Annotated in this window: 13 protein-coding genes; 8 read left to right on the forward strand and 5 right to left on the reverse strand. The window is 42.0% G+C overall.

Annotated features, from left to right (window positions below; translation table 11 throughout):
- Positions 1 to 55: 55 nt before the first annotated feature.
- The 6 genes from NPE20_RS18065 (at position 56) to NPE20_RS18090 (ending at position 10684) form a co-directional block, all read left to right on the forward strand.
- Entirely contained in the window at positions 56 to 3163 is a 3108-nt protein-coding gene (locus NPE20_RS18065) for a metallophosphoesterase (protein WP_256540095.1), read from the forward strand.
- 961 nt (positions 3164 to 4124) lie between these two features.
- Positions 4125 to 5087, forward strand: coding sequence for a tRNA modification radical SAM protein MnmL/YtqA (gene mnmL / locus NPE20_RS18070; RefSeq protein ID WP_256540096.1), 963 nt, complete (start codon positions 4125 to 4127; stop codon positions 5085 to 5087).
- Positions 5088 to 5246: 159 nt separating this feature from the next.
- Positions 5247 to 6479, forward strand: a complete 1233-nt coding sequence (locus NPE20_RS18075; RefSeq protein ID WP_256540097.1) for an acyltransferase family protein — start codon at positions 5247 to 5249, stop codon at positions 6477 to 6479.
- Positions 6480 to 6494: 15 nt separating this feature from the next.
- Entirely contained in the window at positions 6495 to 7808 is a 1314-nt protein-coding gene (locus NPE20_RS18080; RefSeq protein ID WP_256540098.1) for an acetylxylan esterase, read from the forward strand.
- Between the two features lie 9 nt (positions 7809 to 7817).
- The gene (locus NPE20_RS18085) at positions 7818 to 8657 is read left to right on the forward strand and encodes a hypothetical protein (RefSeq protein ID WP_256540099.1); all 840 of its coding nucleotides are present in this window, start codon (positions 7818 to 7820) and stop codon (positions 8655 to 8657) included.
- A gap of 5 nt (positions 8658 to 8662) precedes the next feature.
- Positions 8663 to 10684 carry a tetratricopeptide repeat protein gene (locus NPE20_RS18090; protein WP_256540100.1) on the forward strand — a complete coding sequence of 674 codons (2022 nt, stop codon included), beginning with the start codon at positions 8663 to 8665 and terminating at the stop codon, positions 10682 to 10684.
- Between the two features lie 143 nt (positions 10685 to 10827).
- Here NPE20_RS18090 and NPE20_RS18095 read toward each other — a convergent pair whose 3' ends face one another.
- The 4 genes from NPE20_RS18095 to NPE20_RS18110 form a co-directional block, all read right to left on the reverse strand.
- Positions 10828 to 11295, reverse strand: coding sequence for an SRPBCC family protein (locus NPE20_RS18095; RefSeq protein ID WP_256540101.1), 468 nt, complete (start codon positions 11293 to 11295; stop codon positions 10828 to 10830).
- Positions 11296 to 11400: 105 nt separating this feature from the next.
- Positions 11401 to 12243: a sulfurtransferase gene (locus NPE20_RS18100; protein WP_256540102.1), complete on the reverse strand. Its 843-nt coding sequence runs from the start codon at positions 12241 to 12243 to the stop codon at positions 11401 to 11403.
- A 287-nt stretch (positions 12244 to 12530) separates the two neighbouring features.
- Positions 12531 to 13004, reverse strand: coding sequence for a ribonuclease H-like YkuK family protein (locus tag NPE20_RS18105; protein WP_256540103.1), 474 nt, complete (start codon positions 13002 to 13004; stop codon positions 12531 to 12533).
- 324 nt (positions 13005 to 13328) lie between these two features.
- The gene (locus tag NPE20_RS18110; RefSeq protein WP_256540104.1) at positions 13329 to 15053 is read right to left on the reverse strand and encodes an SUMF1/EgtB/PvdO family nonheme iron enzyme; all 1725 of its coding nucleotides are present in this window, start codon (positions 15051 to 15053) and stop codon (positions 13329 to 13331) included.
- A gap of 253 nt (positions 15054 to 15306) precedes the next feature.
- Between NPE20_RS18110 and porV the strand changes: the two genes are divergently transcribed.
- Positions 15307 to 16482 (forward strand): type IX secretion system outer membrane channel protein PorV, encoded by a 1176-nt coding sequence (porV, locus tag NPE20_RS18115; RefSeq protein WP_256540105.1) that lies wholly within the window; start codon positions 15307 to 15309, stop codon positions 16480 to 16482.
- A complete protein-coding gene (gene ispF, locus NPE20_RS18120) occupies positions 16482 to 16967 on the forward strand; it encodes a 2-C-methyl-D-erythritol 2,4-cyclodiphosphate synthase (protein WP_256540106.1) in 486 nt (161 codons plus the stop codon). The genes porV and ispF overlap by 1 nt, the downstream gene beginning before the upstream one ends.
- Before the next feature lie 169 nt (positions 16968 to 17136).
- On the opposite strand, the gene NPE20_RS18125 is transcribed toward ispF, so the two are convergent.
- Complete coding sequence (locus tag NPE20_RS18125) at positions 17137 to 20523, reverse strand: trifunctional glycoside hydrolase family 18/polysaccharide deacetylase/glycosyltransferase family 2 protein (RefSeq protein WP_256540107.1); 3387 nt, start codon at positions 20521 to 20523, stop codon at positions 17137 to 17139.
- Between the last annotated feature and the right edge of the window lie 31 nt (positions 20524 to 20554).

The following is a 20554-nucleotide window of genomic DNA, read 5'->3' on the forward strand; positions in this document are numbered from 1 at the left end:
TAATTATAATATAACAATATATTTATAGCCTTGCCACCTAAGCTAATTATCTAAAATGAGATTACTGCATTTTTCTGACTTTCATCTTAATAACAATACATTATTAAAAGATGGATTATTCACAATTGAGCCATTTTTACAATCATTAAATACTTTAAACAATGATCAACCAATTGATTTGGTAGTATTTTCTGGTGATTTAATTGATCAAGGAGGAAGATCGTTTAAATCAGCTGAAGAAGCCTTTATGTCTTTTTATGATAATGTTATAAGAAAGGTTTGTCATAAACTAAACCTTGGAGATGATAAATTTATTATTTGTCCAGGTAACCACGACATTGTCCGAAACCTTGATTCGGAAATAACAGAAAGTGGCTGTTTGAACACATTAACATCTACAAGCAAGGTGAATAGTTTCATTAGGGATATTCGTAATGGTGGTGATATGTCTGGTGTTAAAAGAATTGTACCTTATAAGGACTTTTTAGATGTATTATATACACCTTCCGAAAACTTGGTTGTTTCGTATTTTGAGTCTGGCTTTAAATATAAAATTGATAACAGAAAAATTGGAATAATTGCTTTTAATTCGTCATGGAGATGCTTTGGTGATAATGATAAAGGAAACCTATTGATTGGCGAGGATCAATTAATTAATGGCATCAAGTATATAAAAGATTGCGATTACAAGATTGCTGTTATTCACCATTTTATCGATCAACTAACTGATACTGATAAATTACTCAGCGAAAAATTATTACAATCCGAATTTGATATGTTACTATGTGGACATGTACACAGCGCAAGTAATAAATATGTTATTGAGCCACAAGGTAAACTATTGACATTAATAGCGCCTGGTACATTATCTGTAAATGTTGATACTGATTCTAAAAAATATTCAAATGGATTTTCAATAATTGATTTGAATTTTTTAGACGCAAAAATGTCAATAAAGTTCTACTCATATAATTTCCCAAATCCGGAATTTAATTTGAATACATCTTTAGGGAAAGAAGGCATTTGGGCCATTGATCTACCAAAATCAGAAGCAATTGAAAAGGAGATTGAAAGGCAAAATTTAATTAAGACTATTAATGAAGAGCATGTCTGTAAAATGGATATGCATATGCTTACATATAGTACGGATACAGATGCTCCAAAAAGTTTAATGGAATTATTTGTTCAGCCAAAATTGACACTAAAGGCTTCTATAAATAGTGATAAAGAAGAAACAATTGAGGATATACTTAGTATTATAAACAATAAAGAAAATTATTTATTGTTTGGCACAAAGGAATCAGGAAAAACAATTTTGCTTGATAAACTTATTTGCGAGTGTCTAAATCCTTTAAACAATGTAACTTATATTCCCGTCTATATCGAATTCTCTAAAATAGCTTCAGATTTAGTTTCAAATATTCGAGATTATTTATTGGTTTCAAAAGAAGCCACTAAAGCTATATTATCAACTCATCCTATATTATTATTGGTTGATAATTTAAAGACTTCAAATGAATTTGTGGATTTAGTAAAAATTAAACAATTATTTGATTTAACCGATGAGTTTCCCAACCTCAAAATTATTGCAACATATACCATTTTGTATGGCAATGAAATCCCAGAGCATTATACATCATTAGATAAATTTAAATTCAATACAGTTACTATAAAAGATTTCCAATCTAAGCAAATAAGAGATCTCACCACAAAATGGTTTAAAGATAAAAATCTTATCGATAAACCCCAGAAAGTTGAAACTCTAATAAATGGCTTTTTATCTCTTTCTTTACCTCGAACTCCATTTACTGTTTCAATGTTCCTTTGGATTATAGAGAAGCAACAAAATTATAAACCAATAAACAATTCAACATTAATTGAGAATTTTATAGAAAAATTATTAAATAAACACTCTAAAACTGGAATCCTCTCAGAAACCTTTGACTATCAAAATAAAGTTCGCCTTCTCTCAGAAATAGCCTATAAGATGTTAAAAGAAGACGGCGAAAATTATTCTGATACACATGCAAATGTTTTTCAATTTATTAGTTTCTATTTAAAAAAGAAAGATTTTTCTTATAACGTTGAGAAAATTTTAAACGAATTAATTGAATGTGGAATCTTCGTTAAAGACGACAATTTTATTCGCTTTCGATTCACCTGCTTCTTAGAATATTTTTTGGTTAAAAAAATGGGGTACGATTCCAAATTTAAAGAAGAAGTCTTGGATGAAAATAATTATCTTAAATACATAAATGAAATCGACTATTTTACTGGTTTAAATCGTGATGACGCAGATATTTTAAAATTAATTGTGAATAGATCTAATATTGCGTTTAAAGAGACAAAAGAGAAAATTCAGGCATTAGGTCATTCACTTGATGATTTTTTTAAGCAATCTGTCTCTCAAATTAAAATACCTAAAAATGATGTTACAAGTCTTGTATCGGATTATAAAGCGACGGAAGAGGATTTAATAGATATGGATGACGCAAAACTACTTTCACAAAAAGCGGAAAGTGGCATTCAGAAAAAAGGCAAGGATTCAGCTCCAGAGGCAATAGCCAAAAGCTTTATACTATCATTAAAGGTCTTGAAAAATAGCGAAGAGGTAGAAGAACAAAACCTTAAACTTAACTCATTAAAATACATTTTAGATAATTCTGTATATTTTGCTATATTTTATAAGATTTTTGTTTCTCAATTGATTGAAAAAAAACTTGTACCCGAAAAAGAAAAGGAAGAGCAAATTCAAATTTTGCAATTTTTACCTTGGTATCATGAAACTCTCATGAATGATAACATGGGTACACAAAAATTATCCCAAACACTTTACCGAAAAATTCAAGAAGACAAATCAAATGAAACCATTTCTGAATTCGAAAAGTTTTTATCTGTTTTTTTATATGCAGATGTTAGGGGGCAAAATTATTTTGATGTTTTAGATGAGTACATTAAGAGTACTAATAAAAAATATATTTTAGATATGAGCTTTATTAAGATTATGAACTATTATAATATTCGTTCAAAAGACCCTGATTCAGATTTGAAATATTTGAATATGATTGGTGATATCTTAATAAAAGCAAAAGGGTACTCAAAAGAAGATAAAGGGAAATTAATGGAAAAATATAAAACTAAAAAACCAAACAAGGATTCGTAATATTTCTTATTAACGCACCTCCGCCAACGCAAACGTTGGATGTTAATGAAAAGCGTTTAAACAAGTCCACTACCTATCCCGTGTAAAAGATTTCTCCTCGTACCTCGTTCGAAATGACAGGGTGGGTTATTTAACTGCCGTCAACCTGAACTTGTTTCAGGATCCTATGGGGTAGGTCGGCTACGTTGCATATGAGGTGCCGAAATAATTCGGCATGACGGAAGTACCTAAACCCGATAGCAGCGTATACCGGCACTTCGACGGGGCTCAGTGTGACAGCCGCGCGTAAGGCCTGCGGGCGTATGAGCGGATAGCGGGGCTACCGCAACCCACAAATCCACGTCAGTACCTTTCCCTATATTGCGAAAAAAGGCGTGTTCCATTCCCGTTCCACTTTACAAAAAGTGGAACAGGGCGCTGTTTTCCGTAGCTAACAGAGGTGCTGCCGCACCCCACGAAACCACCTCATCTCCGCCCCCAAAAAGGGCGAAAAAAGGCGTTTTTATGGTGGAAAAAAGCGAGGACACCAATGTCATCCTGAGTTATCAAATCCCGTGGCCTTTGAAGGTGCAATAACAGATCTTTGCGGGGTCAGGCAGCGCGACCGACTATATTATTTGCATGTTTCCCTGTGCCGGGTTTGGATTTAATGGTGGCGTTGTTTTGTCAGTAGCCTATTTTTAAAACTGCTTATTATCAGTTATTTATGCGTTCACGATGGTGTTCACGGCCGTGAACGTGAACACTTCTCCGGCCATTTACTAACAATTGTCATGGGTAGTTGGTCGAATGATCTATCGGCTATGTGGTTCGACAGGCTCACCATGACAGAAACATCTGCACATTCATTAACACACCCCTAACCCCTGTCAAGAGGGGAACTATTGCGTCATTACACATTCAAATAGCTACCATGGACCATGGACTATCGACTATGGACAAATTCCGTATCTTTGCGGCAATGCAATCAGTGGAATCAACAATACAACAGGTAGAATCGCCGTGGGAGAAGGGGTATAACAACTACGGGCCCTGGCTTAAAGAGAAATACAAGGGTCACCGGGTGTTTAAGGTGATTGTTGATGGTGGCTTTACCTGCCCCAACCGTGATGGCAGCAAGGGCTATGGCGGCTGTACGTACTGCAATGTAGATTCGTTTACGCCAAGCGTTAGCCGTAATGCGCCAACCGTTAAGCAACAGGTTATGGAGGGTATGGAGCGTGCCCGCAAGGGTAACAAGGCCGATAAGTTTATTATTTACTTTCAGCCCAATACCAATACTTACGCGCCCACGCATTACCTAAAAATGATGTACGACGAGGCCCTTAGCTACGGCACCGAGGATATTGTGGGCCTTAGCGTTGGTACCCGCCCCGACTGCATCGACGCCGAAAAAATTGCCCTGCTGGAAAGCTATACCGACCGCTTTGACGTTGACCTGGAAATGGGCATGGAAAGCATTTACGACGATACGCTGAACCAGATCAATAGAGGCTGTAGTCACGATGAGTTACTGAAAGCCCTTAAGCTTACCGAAAATACCAAACTGGATGTTTGTGTGCATACCATATTTGGTTTCCCCTGGGAAACGCACGATATGATGCTTAAATATGCCGACGAGATAAACCGCCACGCGCAAATAAAATTTGTAAAGTTTCATCACCTGCACATTGTAGAGGGCAGCGTTATGGGGGTTAAATACAAACGCGAACCTTTCAAGCTGTTCGGCATTGATGAGTACGCCGATTTTTTGTGCGAGCTGCTGCCAAGGGTTCGCCCGGATATCATCATCCAGCGCCTCTTCGGCCTAAGCGACCGCGACTTGCTCATAGCCCCAAACTGGGGGCTCAAAAAAAGCGAGATCCAATACTACATTGACCAACGCATACTTAGCCGCGGTGTAGTGCAGGGAAGCGCTTTATAATTAATAGCCCCACCCAAACCCTCCCCGAAAGGGAGGGCTTTAAGATTTTGAAAGTCTCCCCTTTCGGGGGAGATTTAGAGGGGGCTTCTTCTTGGTACTTGGTTTGCACAACTATTGCGTATAATTATCCGTAGAAATAAAAATTAACTATCAGTTTCGGTGCAGAAACCTTTACAAAATTATATTCCGGCGCTTACAGGGGTGCGTGCCCTGGCGGCATTCCTGGTATTTATATCGCATTACGCCTACGCGTTTGATGAAAATTTTCCCCGTGCTGTGCAACGTTTTCTAACCGAATTCCATATTGGGGTTACCATTTTCTTTGTATTGTCGGGTTTTTTAATTGCCTTCAGATATTTTGACAGCTTTAAGTTAACCGGCGACTGGTTTCGCCAGTACCTTAAAAACAGGGTGGCACGTATTTACCCCATGTACTTTTTGCTTACCCTTGGGGCATTTGTTTCCTACTATTTCACGCACGATCAAAAGGTAACCAACGGCTTTGCCAACCCCATAGGGTTATTTTTGATGCATATCACGTTTGTAAGGGGCTTTTTTGATCAGCTAAAGTTTACGGGCATTGCCCAGGGCTGGAGCTTAACGGTGGAGGAATGCTTTTACTTTTCGGCACCATTCATATTTTATTTCGCGCAAAAGTACCGCAAGTTCTATATTCAGCCCGTGGTGATCACCTTAGCGGGGGTTACGTTGGTATTGGTTTTTAGTCACGTTAACTGGTATGGTTTCTTTGGCAACTTTACCTTCCTGATGCTGTACACCTTTTTGGGCAGATGTTTCGAGTTTTTCGCGGGGATACAACTGGCGCTTATTGTGCGTAAGCAGAAACTGGACGGACAGAACAAAACCAAGTTTACCTATCTGGGCTTCGGGCTCATATTTGTTTGCGTGTGGATAATGAGCGTACTGCCCATCCCCAAAGGCGAGGTTGCGGGCCTGCATCATCCGTTTGGCATTTTTACCAATAACTACCTGCTGGCGGCATCCATCGCATTGTTTTTCTATGGATTGCTGACGGAAACTACGATGTTAAAAAAGATATTATCTAACCCGTTTGTAGAGCTGCTGGGCAAAAGCTCGTATATATTTTACCTTATCCATCTGGGGTACATGTACGATTTTCTGCATTACTACTTTAACAAATGGAACGATGATATTTTTGCGCTTTACGATAAATGGGGCGTAGACTGGGTATCGCCATTTCAGTACGATAACCTAAACGTGTTGTATGCTTTTATCATCCTCAACGGGGTATCTATCCTATTGTTTAAGCTGATAGAGGAGCCTTTGAACCATTATATCCGGAAGTCGAATTTTTTGATCAAAAGCAAAGTACATACCCCACAAAATAAATCAGAAGCAATTAATGCTTAGCCGCAATTACTAATTATGCTAAACAGATCAACTAAGATACTTTTTATACTACTTTGCTTAATTACTACCGCAGGCCTGCAACGGGTATCGGCTGCAGCTTTCTTTCAGGATGATGAGGAGGCGATATCTACCGTACTTACTGCGGGCAACAAAAACGCCATATTCGATAGCAGGGCTAACTATACCTTCGAAGTAAAAAACCCTACTGATGCTGTACAAACAGGTACGGTATCGTACATTATTACCCAGCGTGGCAAAAAGATGGGTTCGGGTACGCAAAACGCTAAAATAGGGAAGAAGGGTTCCGAGAAGTTCAATTTTGACCTGCCTGCCCTTAAATCCGGTTTTTACAAGGTAGATTTTATGGTGAACGTATCTGATTATGACGATACCACCCGCCGTGCCTTTGGTATCCAACCCGAAGAGATCCGCTCGCAGTATGCTAAACCGGCAGATTTTGATGCCTTTTGGCAAAAAGCCAAAGACGAGCTGGCGCAGGTAAAACCCCAGTTTAAGGTTACCCCAATGCCAAAAATGAATACCGATAACCGTACGGTGTACCTGATAGAAATGAAGTCGCTGGATAACTACACCATAAAAGGGTGGATGACGGTGCCTATCAATAAAAACAAGGATCATAAGTTTTCGGTGCTGCTGGGTTTGCCCGGCTACCAGGTAAACCTGATGCCTATAACGGGTTTAGATGAAGACCTGGCCATTATAACCTTAAACGTACGGGGGCAGGGCAACAGTCGTGGGCCAATAGATACCCGCCGCGATGAGTTTATTTTTTTCCATATAGAAGACCGCGACCAATATGTTATGCGCGGTGTGATAATGGATTGTATCCGTGGGATAGATTTTGTTTATTCGCAGCCAAACCTTAAGCACGATAATATATTGGTATCGGGCGGGAGTATGGGTGGCTATTTAGCGCTGGCTACGGCGGGTTTAGATAAAAGGGTGAACCTGTGCTCGGCACAAAACCCCATACTGTGCGATGTGAATAACCTGAATGGCGAGGTAACCTGGCCTATAAACGATATTAAAAAATACATTACAACCCAACCCGGGCTTACTTACCGGAAAGTGGTAGGCAACCTAAACTATTACGACGGGAAGAATTTTGCAGCAGGTATTACATGCCCCATGATAATGGGGATAGGTTTGTTAGACCCATATGCACCACCTGCAAATGAGTATGCTACCTTTAACATTGTACCCGGCAAAAAACGTATAATGGTATTTAAAGATCTTGGGCATGAGATATCACAGGCTTACAAAAATCTTGAGGGTAGATGGATGCGCGATTATTTTGGATTATTTTAACAAAATAGAATGATTAAAACTTACTTAAAGTATTTACTAATAGCCATCAGCTTTATGATGCTGGCGCCAAACAGCAGCCATGCGGGTGGCTTCCCTGTACGGCCAAAAAGGTTGTTGCTTTCACCTTCATTCAGTTATTTTTATGCTGATAGAAGCTGGGACTCTTTACGCCGTAAAAACCAGTTTGCTAATGGCGGCCAGTTCCAGTCGTTAGGGTTTTCGTTATACGCCGAATACGGCTTAAGCCGGCGGTTTACACTGATTGGGTTGCTGCCTTATGTAAGAAACACCTACGAGGATAATAACTCCAAAACCGTAAGCTCGGGACTTACTGATCTGGAAGTGGGGGTACGCTATTACCTTGCCAACATCAACTACACCTATTATTTTACCATACAGGGTACCTACGTAACCCCGCTATACACCAATCCAAGCTTAGGTTATCGCGAGCAGGGTGCCGAGTTAAAACTGGCCTTCGCAGGCAGTGGTAAGGTGTTGGGCAAAAACTGCTATTTTACGCTGGAGAATGGCGTACGCCAGTATTTTGGTTCCGAAGGGCCTATACAGGACAGGTATAATGGCTCATTCGGTTTAACGCTGGATAGGAAATTCAGGCACCAGGTATCGGTATCGGTAGGCGGGTTTTATTCGGCCAGTAGCTTTACGAAGTTTTCGCCCATACAGGCAACTAATAAAAACTTCGCGTTTAACCAGGCTTCGTTAACCTATGGCTATACCTTTAACAAGCGGTTCTCAACCTTCTTAACAGGCGGGCACTTTATAAATGGCCGCAATACCGGCGACGGTACCACCGCATCCGTAGCATTCTTGTATAAGCCCTTCAGATAGATTTTATGGCCAGATTATTCATCATATTTTTTCTTTTACCTTTTTGCTGTGCTGCGCAAACGGCCGAAACTTTTATACAAAGCGGCAACGCAAAAGCAGGGCAAAAGAACTATAATGCCGCCATTGCCGATTTTACAAAAGCCATACAGCTGGATAGCAAGAACGGACGGACATACTTTTACCGGGCCAATGCTTATAACGATATTAAAGATTACCCAATGGCCATACAGGATTATGACCGCGCCATTGAGCTTGACCCTAAAAACCCCTTCGCTTATTTTTATCGCGGTAACGCAAACAACGCGCAGCAAAAATTTGCCGATGCCATAACAGATATAACCAAAGCAATTGCCCTGGCACCAAATGCTGATATGTACCACTACCGGGCAAATGCAAAAGCAGGTTTAGGCGACCACGCCGGAGCTGTTGAAGATTTTACCAAAGCTATTGCTTTGAATCCTAAAGACCCATCGCTTTACGAGTATCGAGGTGTGGCCAAAAGCAATTTAAAAGATAACGAAGGCGCTATTGAAGATTACAACATTGCAGCAGGCCTCGACCCTAAAAACGCCGACTTGATATTTTATCGGGCCAATGCAAAGGGCAACGTAGGTGATTTTAAAGGTGCCATCGCAGATTATACTGCTGCCACCAACATGAACACTAAAAATGCCGAAGCTTTCTTTTATCGCGGTAACGCATATGGTAATTTAAAGAATTATAATGCGGCCATTGCCGATTATAAAAAGGTGATTACACTTAACCCTAAAATGCCAAACCTGTACCGGTATCTGGCCAACGCTTTAAGCAATAATAACGACAAAAAAAGTGCGCTGGAATATTTCGGCCAGGCTATAAAACGAGACCCTAATAATGCCGAACTATACCTGTTTGACGGCATTGTGAGATATAACCTGGATGATAGAGAAGGGGCAATGACTGATTTTGATAAGTCGATTGATTTAAAACCAAGCTCGGAAGCCTACCAGAATCGCGCCGATTTAAAGCTTAGCGCTAAAAATTACGACGAATCAAAACAAGACGCTGATAAAGCCATTGAGCTGGATGCTAAGAATAGCTATGCCTATATTACCCGTGCAAGGGCCAAACTGGAACTGAAAGATACCGCAACAGCATTAACCGACCTTAACCTGGGCATTAAAATGAACCCCTATAACGACTATTCGTATGTTGTGTTAGGCAATATAGCAACTGATCGTAAAGATTACGCCACAGCGCTTAAAAACTATACCCAATCGTTAGAGATACAGGCCGGTAATGTGGAGACCCGTTTAAGGCGTGCCAATATCCGCTTAAAGGCCGGTGATAGGGTAGGTGCCTTAGCCGATTTTAAAAAGATGGCAGATACGGGCACCAGCGACGACGGCTTTTACATACGGATGGTAAGATCGATGATGAAGGCCCGTTTCGATGGTGAGAGTTTACCGATACTAAATGCGCTGATCACAAAGAATCCAAAGGTCTCGACTTTTTATGTAGGGCGTGGCGCGGCAAAACAAAGCCTTGGTGATGCCAATGGTGCTATTTTAGATTATAATGCCGCTTTAAAGCTGGATACCGCATCTGTTGACGCTTACAGCAACCGGGCCAGTGCTAATCTTGATCTAAAAGATTATACTGGTGCATTAGCTGATATTAGTAAAGCCATTAAGACTAACGAGGGCAATGAAGAGCCGTATCTGATACGAGCTAAAGTACGTATGGCTATGAAGAACTACCAGGGCGCTGTAGACGATTACAGCAGCGTTTTATTTATTGACCTTGACAACACGGTTGTTTTCGCATATCGTGGCCTGGCGCAAAGCTATCTGGCCAATACCGACCGTATGAATGCCGACTTTAACTACGCCCTAAAGCTGGAACCAAATAACGACGAGATCTACTATTTACGCGGACAAGCACGCATCAACACAAAAGATGTTACAGGTGCCTGTGCCGATTTTAAAAAGGCCGTGTCTTTAGGTTCTAAAGCCGCTGTTGAAGAAGCGAAGAAATATTGTAAGTAGGTCTTAGGACACTCGTAGAAGAATATTTCCCTCCCTTGGGAGGGGTGAGATGGAAAGGTGTAGTGGCAGGGAGGGGTTTAATCGCCCTGCTTTATGCCGAAACCCCTCCCTGCCCTCCCGAGGGAGGGAATTGAAAAGGTTCCCTACATCCTCCCAAACAACCCCTCAATAGCCTTCACCCTGTAATCAAATACTTCTTTAAGTTTCTTACCTACAAAAACCTTATTAGCTAACCGTCCTATAATACTGTAAGGGATAGCATAATGAAGTATGTCGGTCATTTCTACACCGCGGGGGATCTCTTTAAAGTGATGCTGATGGTGCCATAATGCATATGGGCCAAAACGCTGCTCATCCACAAAATACTGTTTGGCCACTACGTGGGTTATCTCGGTCATCCAGTTCATTTTTATACCGGGCAGGGGCGATATTTTGTAGGTAATGATCATCCCTGCATACATTTTGGTATCGGCGGTATAATCAGATGTTACCACAAAACGCATATCCGCAGGGGTTATCTTCGCCAAATTAAGCGGCGAAGAAAAAAAATCCCAGGCCTCATCTAAACTAATGGGAATGTTCTGCTTAAACTTTAAAGAGTATGTTTTCACGATAATGTAACAGGCTGTTTTGGTAATTGTTATATTGTTGGATGGTTGTATTGTTAGTCGTTATCTGCCGTAGTTCAACAATAAAACAATCTCGCAATTCAACAATTATAGTCCGTTAGCCTCTGTAGCGATAGGCAAATCCCTTCTGCTCCATTCACTCCACGAACCTACATACAGCTTTGGCCCTGTAATACCGGCATGCTCCATGCCCAGCAAGGTGTGGCATGCTGTAACACCCGATCCGCAATGAACGATCACATCCTGTGGATTTGTATCGCCAATAGTTTCGTTATACAGGCTTGCCAATGCCTGCGAGGTAAGAAATTTACCCTCGGGCGATAGGCTGGTGCTGTAAAACAGGTTTACTGCGCCGGGTATATGGCCTGCAACCAGGTCAAGCGGCTCCGTAAAACCCAGATAACGCTGCCCTTCGCGCACGTCAATAACTATCCTGTTATCGGCTTTGGCTGCTGCTTCTACTTCTTCAATATCTACAGTATGGCTAAATTCTTCGGGGATAGGATATGGCCCAGTGGCGGTTGGTTTGTAATCGTCGGTACTTAACTCCAGGCCTTCGTCAGTTGCGACCTTTAAACCGCCATTTAGTACCTGTACGTTGGTATGGCCTATCGATCGCAGCATCCACCAAAGGCGTGCACCACCCATCGCCCCATTTTTATCATCGTAAACTACAATGTGGCTATCGGGCTTTATGCCCCAACGTGATAAAGTCGCGGCAAAATCTTGTAATGATGGTAAGGGGTGCCTTCCGCCAAAAGCGGGGTCGGCAGGGTGCTCGGCCAGGTCGTCATCTAAATTAGCGTAAATAGCATTAGGCAAATGGCCTGCCAGATAACGCTCGTGCGCGTTAGCACCGGCGCGTACATCAATTATTATGGTTGACGGATCAAATACCCGTGGGTCGGTAATTTCAATAAGCGGAGACATAGGCTTGTGATGTTTACAAGCAAATATATAAATGTACGGGCTATATAAAGTAAGATTTTGGTAAAGTTTGACGGCTACAAAGCCTTACGCCTTTCCACGTTAGGGACAGGAGCGGATACCAGCACTTCGACAGGCTTACTGTGACAGCTGTGGTTAAGGCCTGCGCAGTATGAGCGGATAGCCCGGCCGCAGGCAACGCCCTTATTTAGTTTTTAGTTTGCAGCAGGCAGCCGTCCTGTGGAATGTAGGCAACCATTCACCACCCTCTATTCACTACTCATCAACAACTACTGCACCATTTTATTAGCACAGCACGAGCTTGCAAAAGCTTCGGGTTTAGCTTTGAATACGAAACCCATGCTTAGTATGTAGCCCATAGCTTCGTGCAGGGCGGCATTGCTTTTAAAATTGGGATTGGTATTAATATCGGCATGTACTTCCAACTCTACATCGTACAGGTCGAGCAGGTCACAAAGTTTATAGGCAATATCAATTGATTTTTGCACCTCGCAAAGCATACGCTCTTTAATGCTCATTTTTTGCGAAGAGCGTTCCTGATGAATGAACATAAATGCCCCACGCTGCTCGCGGATAAAAACAATTACAGTAGCAAAATCGGTAACCGCGCCTTTCACCTGCGAATCGGTACCAATACAAACTTTTAGTTTATTGCCCAGGTTTGTTTCCCGTTCAATGGCAGCTTCAACCTCTTCAAGTATGGGGGTTTGGATAACCTCACCGCTAAATTTTCTCCAGGTCATAAAAATTGTTTTAGGTTAATTTTATCTGACCTGCTTTTACAGGTCTATAAAAGTAAGCGATAAACTATTTTATAAACGTTAATATGTGGTAATTTATTTGTTAACATTTTGCTGAATATTAACAGGTTAGGTGAATTTATTCTCGACAGGCGTCATTGCGAGGTACGAAGCAATCTCTTTAAGCAAATCCTTTAGCGAGGTGTATAATTGTCCTAAAGAGATTGCTTCGTACCTCGCAATGACGTGTGGGGTCCAATACGGATGCAAACAAAAAAGCCGCTTCCTTTTCAGGAAACGGCTTATAATAGGGTTAAGATTGGGTCTTTATCTGGCTTTGAAATTTTTAGCCTTTTTAACCGGCAGGTGCGGTTTACCTTCGGGGTGTATTTCAGGCGCGCCAACCATGGTCATTGCGCAGCGGAAACCAACTTCGGCACTTGTAGCTTCCTGGTCCATAAAACGACGGGTTGCCGGGTTTAACCAGTAAGACATATCATTCCATGAACCGCCTTTGTAAACCTTTGAGTGGTTATTAACCAAAGTTGTGGTGCCATACAAGCTGGTGTTTACCGAGTCGCCGTAATCCCTGTAATCATTTGTGTAAGCTTTGCCTGCCAATGGGTCTTTTAACACACTTGCGGTAGTTGCTGCAGGTTGTGCGCTGTTAACAGCTGCCGGTTGTGCAGCCGGCTGTGTATTACCAGCAGCGGCCTGTGCCTGTTGCTGGGCTATCATATCGCTGTATTTTAATTTTTTGTTAGACCTGGCCGGGTCTTTAATAGGGCGGCCATACTTGTCTTTTGCATATAGGCCCTTTGTAGGGTCGGCAAGGCGTTTATTGGTAAACTCGTTACCACGGAAAGGGTTCAGATCATCAACTTCTTCAAACGATGTTTGGCGATAAGTATCAGCAACCCACTCATTAACGTTACCCGCCATGTTATACAAACCAAAATCATTTGGCTGGTATGATCGTACAGGGGCAGTAATAATAGCCTTATCATTTAAGCCACCCGCCACACCCGCGTTATCACCGGCGCCACGTTTAAAGTTGGCTAATATTAATCCACGTGTTTTTTTGCTTGGTGAACGTACGCCAAGGCCATCCCATGGGTATACACGGCCATCGTTAATATTTTCGAACTGGGTATTACCGGCAAGTGCCAAAGCGGCATATTCCCATTCCGCTTCAGATGGTAAGCGGTAGCCTTGTTTTAATATACCATCCTCTAGACGTACAGGCCTTACCGCGCGCCCGTTTTTACCGGTGCCGGTAGTAGCGGCATTCGGGTTAAGATCCGGCATCATTTTTTTACCGTCAATTCCGGGGCCTTTGTATTGGCCGTTTAGGTACATGTCGTTATTATAAGGTGCGTTAGCGGCAGTCCCGTTAGCAGCAGCCCCGTTGTTGGCGGCAGCACCATTATTTGCAATAGCGCCATTATTTGCGCCCGCGACACCATTAGCTCCCTTTGCCTGGTCTTTCCAGCTTACCAGGTTGCCACGTTCACGTAAAATATTTTCGTTGGTACGGTCGGTACGCCATGAGCAGTACTCTTGTGCCTGTTCCCAGGTAACACCAACAACCGGGTAATCCTGAAATGCAGGGTGGCGCAGGTAGTTGTCTACGTACGGTTCGTTGTATGATAATGGTTTACGCCATACCAGTGTATCCGGCAGGGCATTGTAATATAATTCGTTATCCGTTGGGAAAGTAATATTTATCCAGTGCAGGTAATCAAGCCAGTCCTGGTTTGATACTTCGGTCTCATCCATATAAAATGAAGGGACAGTTACCCTGCGGCGCAGATTATTATATTCGTAAGTAACATCCTGGTCTGCACTGCCGCCTAAAACAAAGGTACCTCCTTCAATAGGAACAAGGCCCGGCCCCGGGGTAGGGTGGCTTTGTTTAAAGCGTAAATAACCACCGTTTGTGCGGTCGTTATATGCTAAACCTGTTTTTTGCGATTGCTGTTTTTTACTACAGCTGCTAAGCATAACACCTAATCCCAACAACGCTAAAGCAGTATTAGTAAGTACTTTCATATTTTGCAAAATATATTTGGACGTAAATTTAAAAAAAATCAATTATAAAATTGTGTAATTATAAGTGTTTAATAATAAGTTTAAGCCTAAACCCATTTAAACGTACATTTCATTAGTGGAGTTACAATTATCTGAACTATTAACGGTTCAAACCTTAATTGCTTAAATGTTAATGCTCTTGCTTGTATGTTAACGTTGATAATATCATTTGGATATTTATATTATTTTTAAATAATAAGACTAAATTGCACCAATGAAGTTTTTGAGTACTAAAAACATTTACACCTATTTACTACTTGCTTTGCCTGCATTTGCTGCGGCGCAAAGCACAACTACCACTAGCGGTAGCGGTGTAAATGCTATACCAACTGCTGTGCCTTTTCTAAATATTTCGCCAGACTCGCGCTCGGGAGCAATGGGGGATGCCGGCGTTGCCTTATCGCCCGATGTTAATGCCAACTACTGGAACCCTGCAAAACTGGCTTTCCTTGAAAATAATAACGACGTTTCTTTATCATACAGCCCGTGGTTAAGGCATTTAGTGCCCGATGTAAGCCTGGCATATTTAAGCTACGCCCATAAAATAGATGACCGGAATACCTTTGGCGCATCGTTACGTTATTTTAACCTGGGGTCTATCCAGCTGATAGATGCCAACCAGACCGATCAGGGCATTTATAAGCCAACCGAGTTTTCTATCGATGCTTCATTTGCCCGTAAGTTTGGCGAAAACCTGTCATTAGGGTTAACAATGCGTTATATTTATTCAAATTTTAGCAACGGTGCATTTATATCTGGTGCAGGGCAGCAAAATAAAGCCGGTAATGCGGTATCGGCAGGTGTATCTTTATATTACAAGAAACCTTACGGCAATAATTCTTTATTTGCGTTTGGTGCCAATATATCTAACATTGGTAATAAAATAAGCTATACCACTACAGGGCCAAGCTACTTTTTACCTGCTAATTTAAAATTTGGCGTAGCCAATACCTGGGCCCTTGATGACCTGAGCAAGTTTACTGTTGCATTTGATATTAATAAGCTTTTAGTGCCAACACCACCCATAAGGGATAACGACGGCAACATAATAAAGGGGAGTGATGATGATGTATCTGTACCTGCCGGGATATTCCGTTCATTTGGAGATGCACCGGGTGGCTTTAGCGAAGAAATAAAAGAATTAAGCTTTTCGCCGGGAGTAGAATATTTATATGCCGATCGTTTTGCGGTAAGGGCAGGTTATTTTTACGAGAACCCCGCTAAAGGTGGCAGGCATTATGCAACCGCGGGCTTTGGGTTAAAGTATGATATATTCGGTTTTGATTTTTCCTATCTTATTGCCAGTCAACAAAACAGCCCTTTGGCAAATACGCTTCGTTTTACTTTGTCTGCCAGCTTTGGCGGTACCAACAATGCTTCTAAAAAATAATGGCTAAAATTAAAGTAGGTTTTGGTTTTGATGTACACCAGTTAAAACAACAGCACCCCTTTATTTTGGGTGGTGTTAACCTTGAACATACCAGTGGTGCCTTTGGCCACTCAGATGCTGATGTATTGCTGCACGCTATATGTGATGCCCTTTTAGGTGCCGCTAACCTGCGCGATATTGGGTTCCATTTCTCTAATACCGATGATCGCTGGAAAGGCATTAGCAGCCTGGTGTTGCTGCAACACGTTGTTGCCCTGCTGGCCGAGAAAAACTGGCAGATAGGTAATATTGATGCCATGATTTGCCTGGAAGCCCCCAAGATAAACCCGCACATCCCCGAAATGAAGATAAACATTGCCAAAGCCGCCGGCATTAGCGAAGAGGATATCTCCATAAAAGCCACCACCAACGAGCAGTTGGGCTTTATTGGCCGCGAAGAAGGCGTTGTTGCTTATGCGGTTTGTTTGATAGAGCGGGTTGGTTAGTTCACTGGTTCATTAGTTGATTGGTAGCTGCACTTTCGGCGGCTCCAATAAGCGACCTGTCATCTTGAACGAGTTATGAGGAGAGATCTTGTTCGTTATGCAATATCGCTACCTATCATTTGAACAAGATTTCTCGTCGCTGCGCTTCCCTCGAAATGACATGGGTAAACTACATAGGCGGCTCATTGCTTTCACCAATCAACTCACCCCTCTTCAATTTTACATTACCGGTCCGTTTTAATACGCCCCAGGTGTTCAGCTCGCCTTTTAGGGCTTTGCGGATAGATTTGAACAGAATATAGTACATGAGTTGGCGCCATATAAAACGCTGTGGAATGATATAGACCAGCTTACGGTAATCTTCTTTCTCCATACGGAAGGCCAGTATACCCACCAGGAAATCGATCATTACAAAGGCTAAATAATAGGTGAGCATCTTCTCGGGCTTATCGCCAAACAAGCCCAGCAGCATAATGAAATCTGCCAGGGGAGAAAATAGCGGTAAAATGATCTGGAAGATGAGGATATTCGGCATACCCACCATGCCAAAATAGCTGAATTTTTTATTGAACAGCGCGTCGCGGTTTTTCCAGAAACTTTGGATAACCCCAAAGCTCCAGCGGAAACGTTGCTTTAACAGCATGTTTAAAGATTCGGGCGCTTCTGTATAAGCTACTGCTTCCGCACAGTTCTTTATCACGTAGCCTTGCTTTAAAATGCGCATGGTTAAGTCGCAATCTTCGGCCAGGGTATCATAGGTAAAGCCCCCGGCCTTAAATATAGCCGACTTGCGGAAAGCCCCAATAGCCCCCGGCACCACCGTAATGCTGTTGATAATATCAAAAGCGCGGCGGTCCATATTTTGGGCGGTGATATACTCTATAGACTGCCACTTGGTAATAATATTGGTTTCGTTACCTACCTTAACTGTACCTGCAACGGCGCCAATCTCCTCGTCGGTAAAGTAGGCCATCAGGTGATAAATGGCATCGGTTTTAAGCTGGGTATCGGCATCAATACAAACTACATAATCGTGTTCGGCGTGGGTAATACCAAAGTTAAGGGCAGATGCTTTACCGCCGTTTGGCTTGGTTAACACCCTTACCAGCGGATGGTGGCCATAAGCTTCAGAAACAACCTGGAAGGTTTTATCCTTCGACCCATCATCCACAAAAATGATGTTAAAATCGGGGTACTCGGTTTTTAATAAACTTTGTATGGTTTTTATAGCCGTAACTTCTTCGTTATAAGCAGGCACAATAATACTTACAGGAGGCTGCGGATGCGGGGCAGCGTCGATCTTTTTATTTAAGGCAAATTGCCTTGAAGCCAGGATCCCAATTAAAATAATACGCCCCATTGCCAGGAATATGGCCGAGAGGAAAAGGTAGAAGATAAACTTGTTCCCCAGGAAAAAGCCTACCACAACTATATCATAATACTTACCCCAAAAGCTATTGCTTTCTTTTTCGGCAGGGGGCATCAGGTCATCTTTGGTTTTATCTAAAATATCGGCAATGGTGGTAAACTCGTAGCCATTCTTTTTAAAGAAATGGATAATTGCCGGCAAAGCTTTAACGGTTTCTTCGCGCGTATCACCGCCGGCATCATGCAGTAATATCATTGATCCGTTATCTTTTTGGCGAATGGTACGTGCAATAATACTGTCGGCTGTTACACCAGGCTGCCAATCCCATGGGTCAATCGACTCGCCTATGGTGATATAGCTTTGCTTGCGGCTTTCAGCCACGGGTATCACCTCGGCCAGGGTTTGCGGCTCGGCATCGGCATTAAAAGGCGGGCGGAATAATATGGTACTGCGGCCGGTGATAGATTCTATGAGTTTACGGGTAGAATTTAGCTCCAGATTAACCCTATCCAGGCTAATGGTAGATATATCCGGATGGAAGAAAGTATGGTTACCTATTTCGTAGCCCTCGTCATAAATTCTTTTTAAAAGAGGGATGTTTTTTTCAACCATGGAACCTACTACAAAAAACGAAGCAGGTACCTTTTCTTTTTTAAGGATGTCGAGGATCCGGGGGGTAAAGTCCGGGTCGGGCCCGTCATCAAAGGTTAAAACTACTTTACCGGGTTTATAACCGTAACGGCGTATAACGTACTTGGTGGGTAACTCTATATATTTTTGATTGGTAATTGTATAGGTCGACTTATCAAGCGACACATTAATTTTCCCTGTATGTGGCACGGTTACCAGATCCAATACCTCGCCGCCTACCCCGGCATAATCTATCTTGCTATTTAAACCAACAGTATCCAGTCTTTTTAATTCGATACCAGTTTTTCTTAATGAATCGATAGAAAGGTTCTTTTGGAAAAATGTCCATAGACGAGGGTCTTCTGCGCCAAGGCGCCACAGGGCAACACCGCCCGTAGCCCAATCATCTGCCATGCGGATAATATTGAAGTTTGTAGCAGCATCGGCAAAATAAACCGTGTGGTTAAGACTATCGGTTCCCAGGTAATTATAATGCAAATTGGCAGACTGCGGGTCGTAAACTATTTTGCTGCCTTTTTCTTGCGCCGTACTAATAGCCTGCGGATAACCAATAGCGGTACCCACACTGCCTTCGGGCCAATCATAACCACCCGCTGCAACAGTAAGTATAACTTTTTCGCTTGGTATGGTAGTGCACACCTGGTCAAGAATTTCTTCTACCCAGTGCTGGTGCGATATATCGCCCGCGTTACTGCCATCGTAATGCTGGTCAATAGCCATTACAAACAAAAAGTCGTTAACATGTTGTAAACGCTTTAAGTCGTAGTCCTCATCATTAGGAAGAACGTTTTGCGTTACCAGTAAATTTTTGGCGTGAAATATTCTGTAAAGATCGTTTTGGAAAGCGATATACTCTTTGCTGTTACGATCTTTTATATCCTCCAGATCTACATTTATGCCGTTAAAGTTATAATGCTGAAGTTTTGCTGCAAGGCTGTTAATGAATGCTGTACGTAGTTTTTTGCTTTTAAAGATCCGTTCCACATCTTTACTATCATACCCACCCCTTACGTTATCATAATTAACATAATTAGATAGCGTTACCAATACCTGCTTTTTGTATTTTTTGTTAAGATTAATAAGGCCGGTATCAATAGTCAGTTTAATTGTATCGGCATTGGGCGAAAAGGAAAAACCCTCGGTCACTACCATGTCCAAGCGGGGCAAAAAATCTTTAAGGGAGTAATAGGCCTGCGGTTCCCAGGCTTTGTAAAAGCCCGCATTAATACGGTTATTATTATTGGGGTGCTTAAGCTGATGTAGGCGCCTTGCTTTATTCAGTACTTCTATTTCGGCCTTTTCTATTTTAAAATCTTTGTATTTTTTTGATTTCTTGAGCTCCTCCAGTTCTTTCTTTGATATTTTTTTTGGGGCCGGATCAAGGTTAGGAAGTATAGGGTACTCGGTTGAGGTAACTGTTATAACAGCCGCAATAGCACCAACAATTAATATAACTAATATAAATCGGCTAAGCCATTTAAAACGGTTCCACCTGCCGGGGTTATCGGCTTGAAATATCTGCTTATTAGAAGACATGAAGGGGATTTAAAATATTAAATTAATGACA

This window comes from Mucilaginibacter aquariorum (genome assembly GCF_024498135.1).
GTDB classification, from domain to species: domain Bacteria; phylum Bacteroidota; class Bacteroidia; order Sphingobacteriales; family Sphingobacteriaceae; genus Mucilaginibacter; species Mucilaginibacter aquariorum.

Bases quoted from the DNA above. Each gene is read 5' to 3' on its own strand.
- NPE20_RS18065 (WP_256540095.1), top strand. From the start codon at position 56: ATGAGATTACTGCATTTTTCTGACTTTCATCTTAATAACAATACATTA.
- mnmL (WP_256540096.1), top strand. From the start codon at position 4,125: ATGCAATCAGTGGAATCAACAATACAACAGGTAGAATCGCCGTGGGAG.
- NPE20_RS18080 (WP_256540098.1), top strand. From the start codon at position 6,495: ATGCTAAACAGATCAACTAAGATACTTTTTATACTACTTTGCTTAATT.
- NPE20_RS18085 (WP_256540099.1), top strand. From the start codon at position 7,818: ATGATTAAAACTTACTTAAAGTATTTACTAATAGCCATCAGCTTTATG.
- NPE20_RS18090 (WP_256540100.1), top strand. From the start codon at position 8,663: ATGGCCAGATTATTCATCATATTTTTTCTTTTACCTTTTTGCTGTGCT.
- NPE20_RS18100 (WP_256540102.1), bottom strand. From the start codon at position 12,243: ATGTCTCCGCTTATTGAAATTACCGACCCACGGGTATTTGATCCGTCA.
- NPE20_RS18105 (WP_256540103.1), bottom strand. From the start codon at position 13,004: ATGACCTGGAGAAAATTTAGCGGTGAGGTTATCCAAACCCCCATACTT.
- NPE20_RS18110 (WP_256540104.1), bottom strand. From the start codon at position 15,053: ATGAAAGTACTTACTAATACTGCTTTAGCGTTGTTGGGATTAGGTGTT.
- porV (WP_256540105.1), top strand. From the start codon at position 15,307: ATGAAGTTTTTGAGTACTAAAAACATTTACACCTATTTACTACTTGCT.
- ispF (WP_256540106.1), top strand. From the start codon at position 16,482: ATGGCTAAAATTAAAGTAGGTTTTGGTTTTGATGTACACCAGTTAAAA.
- NPE20_RS18125 (WP_256540107.1), bottom strand. From the start codon at position 20,523: ATGTCTTCTAATAAGCAGATATTTCAAGCCGATAACCCCGGCAGGTGG.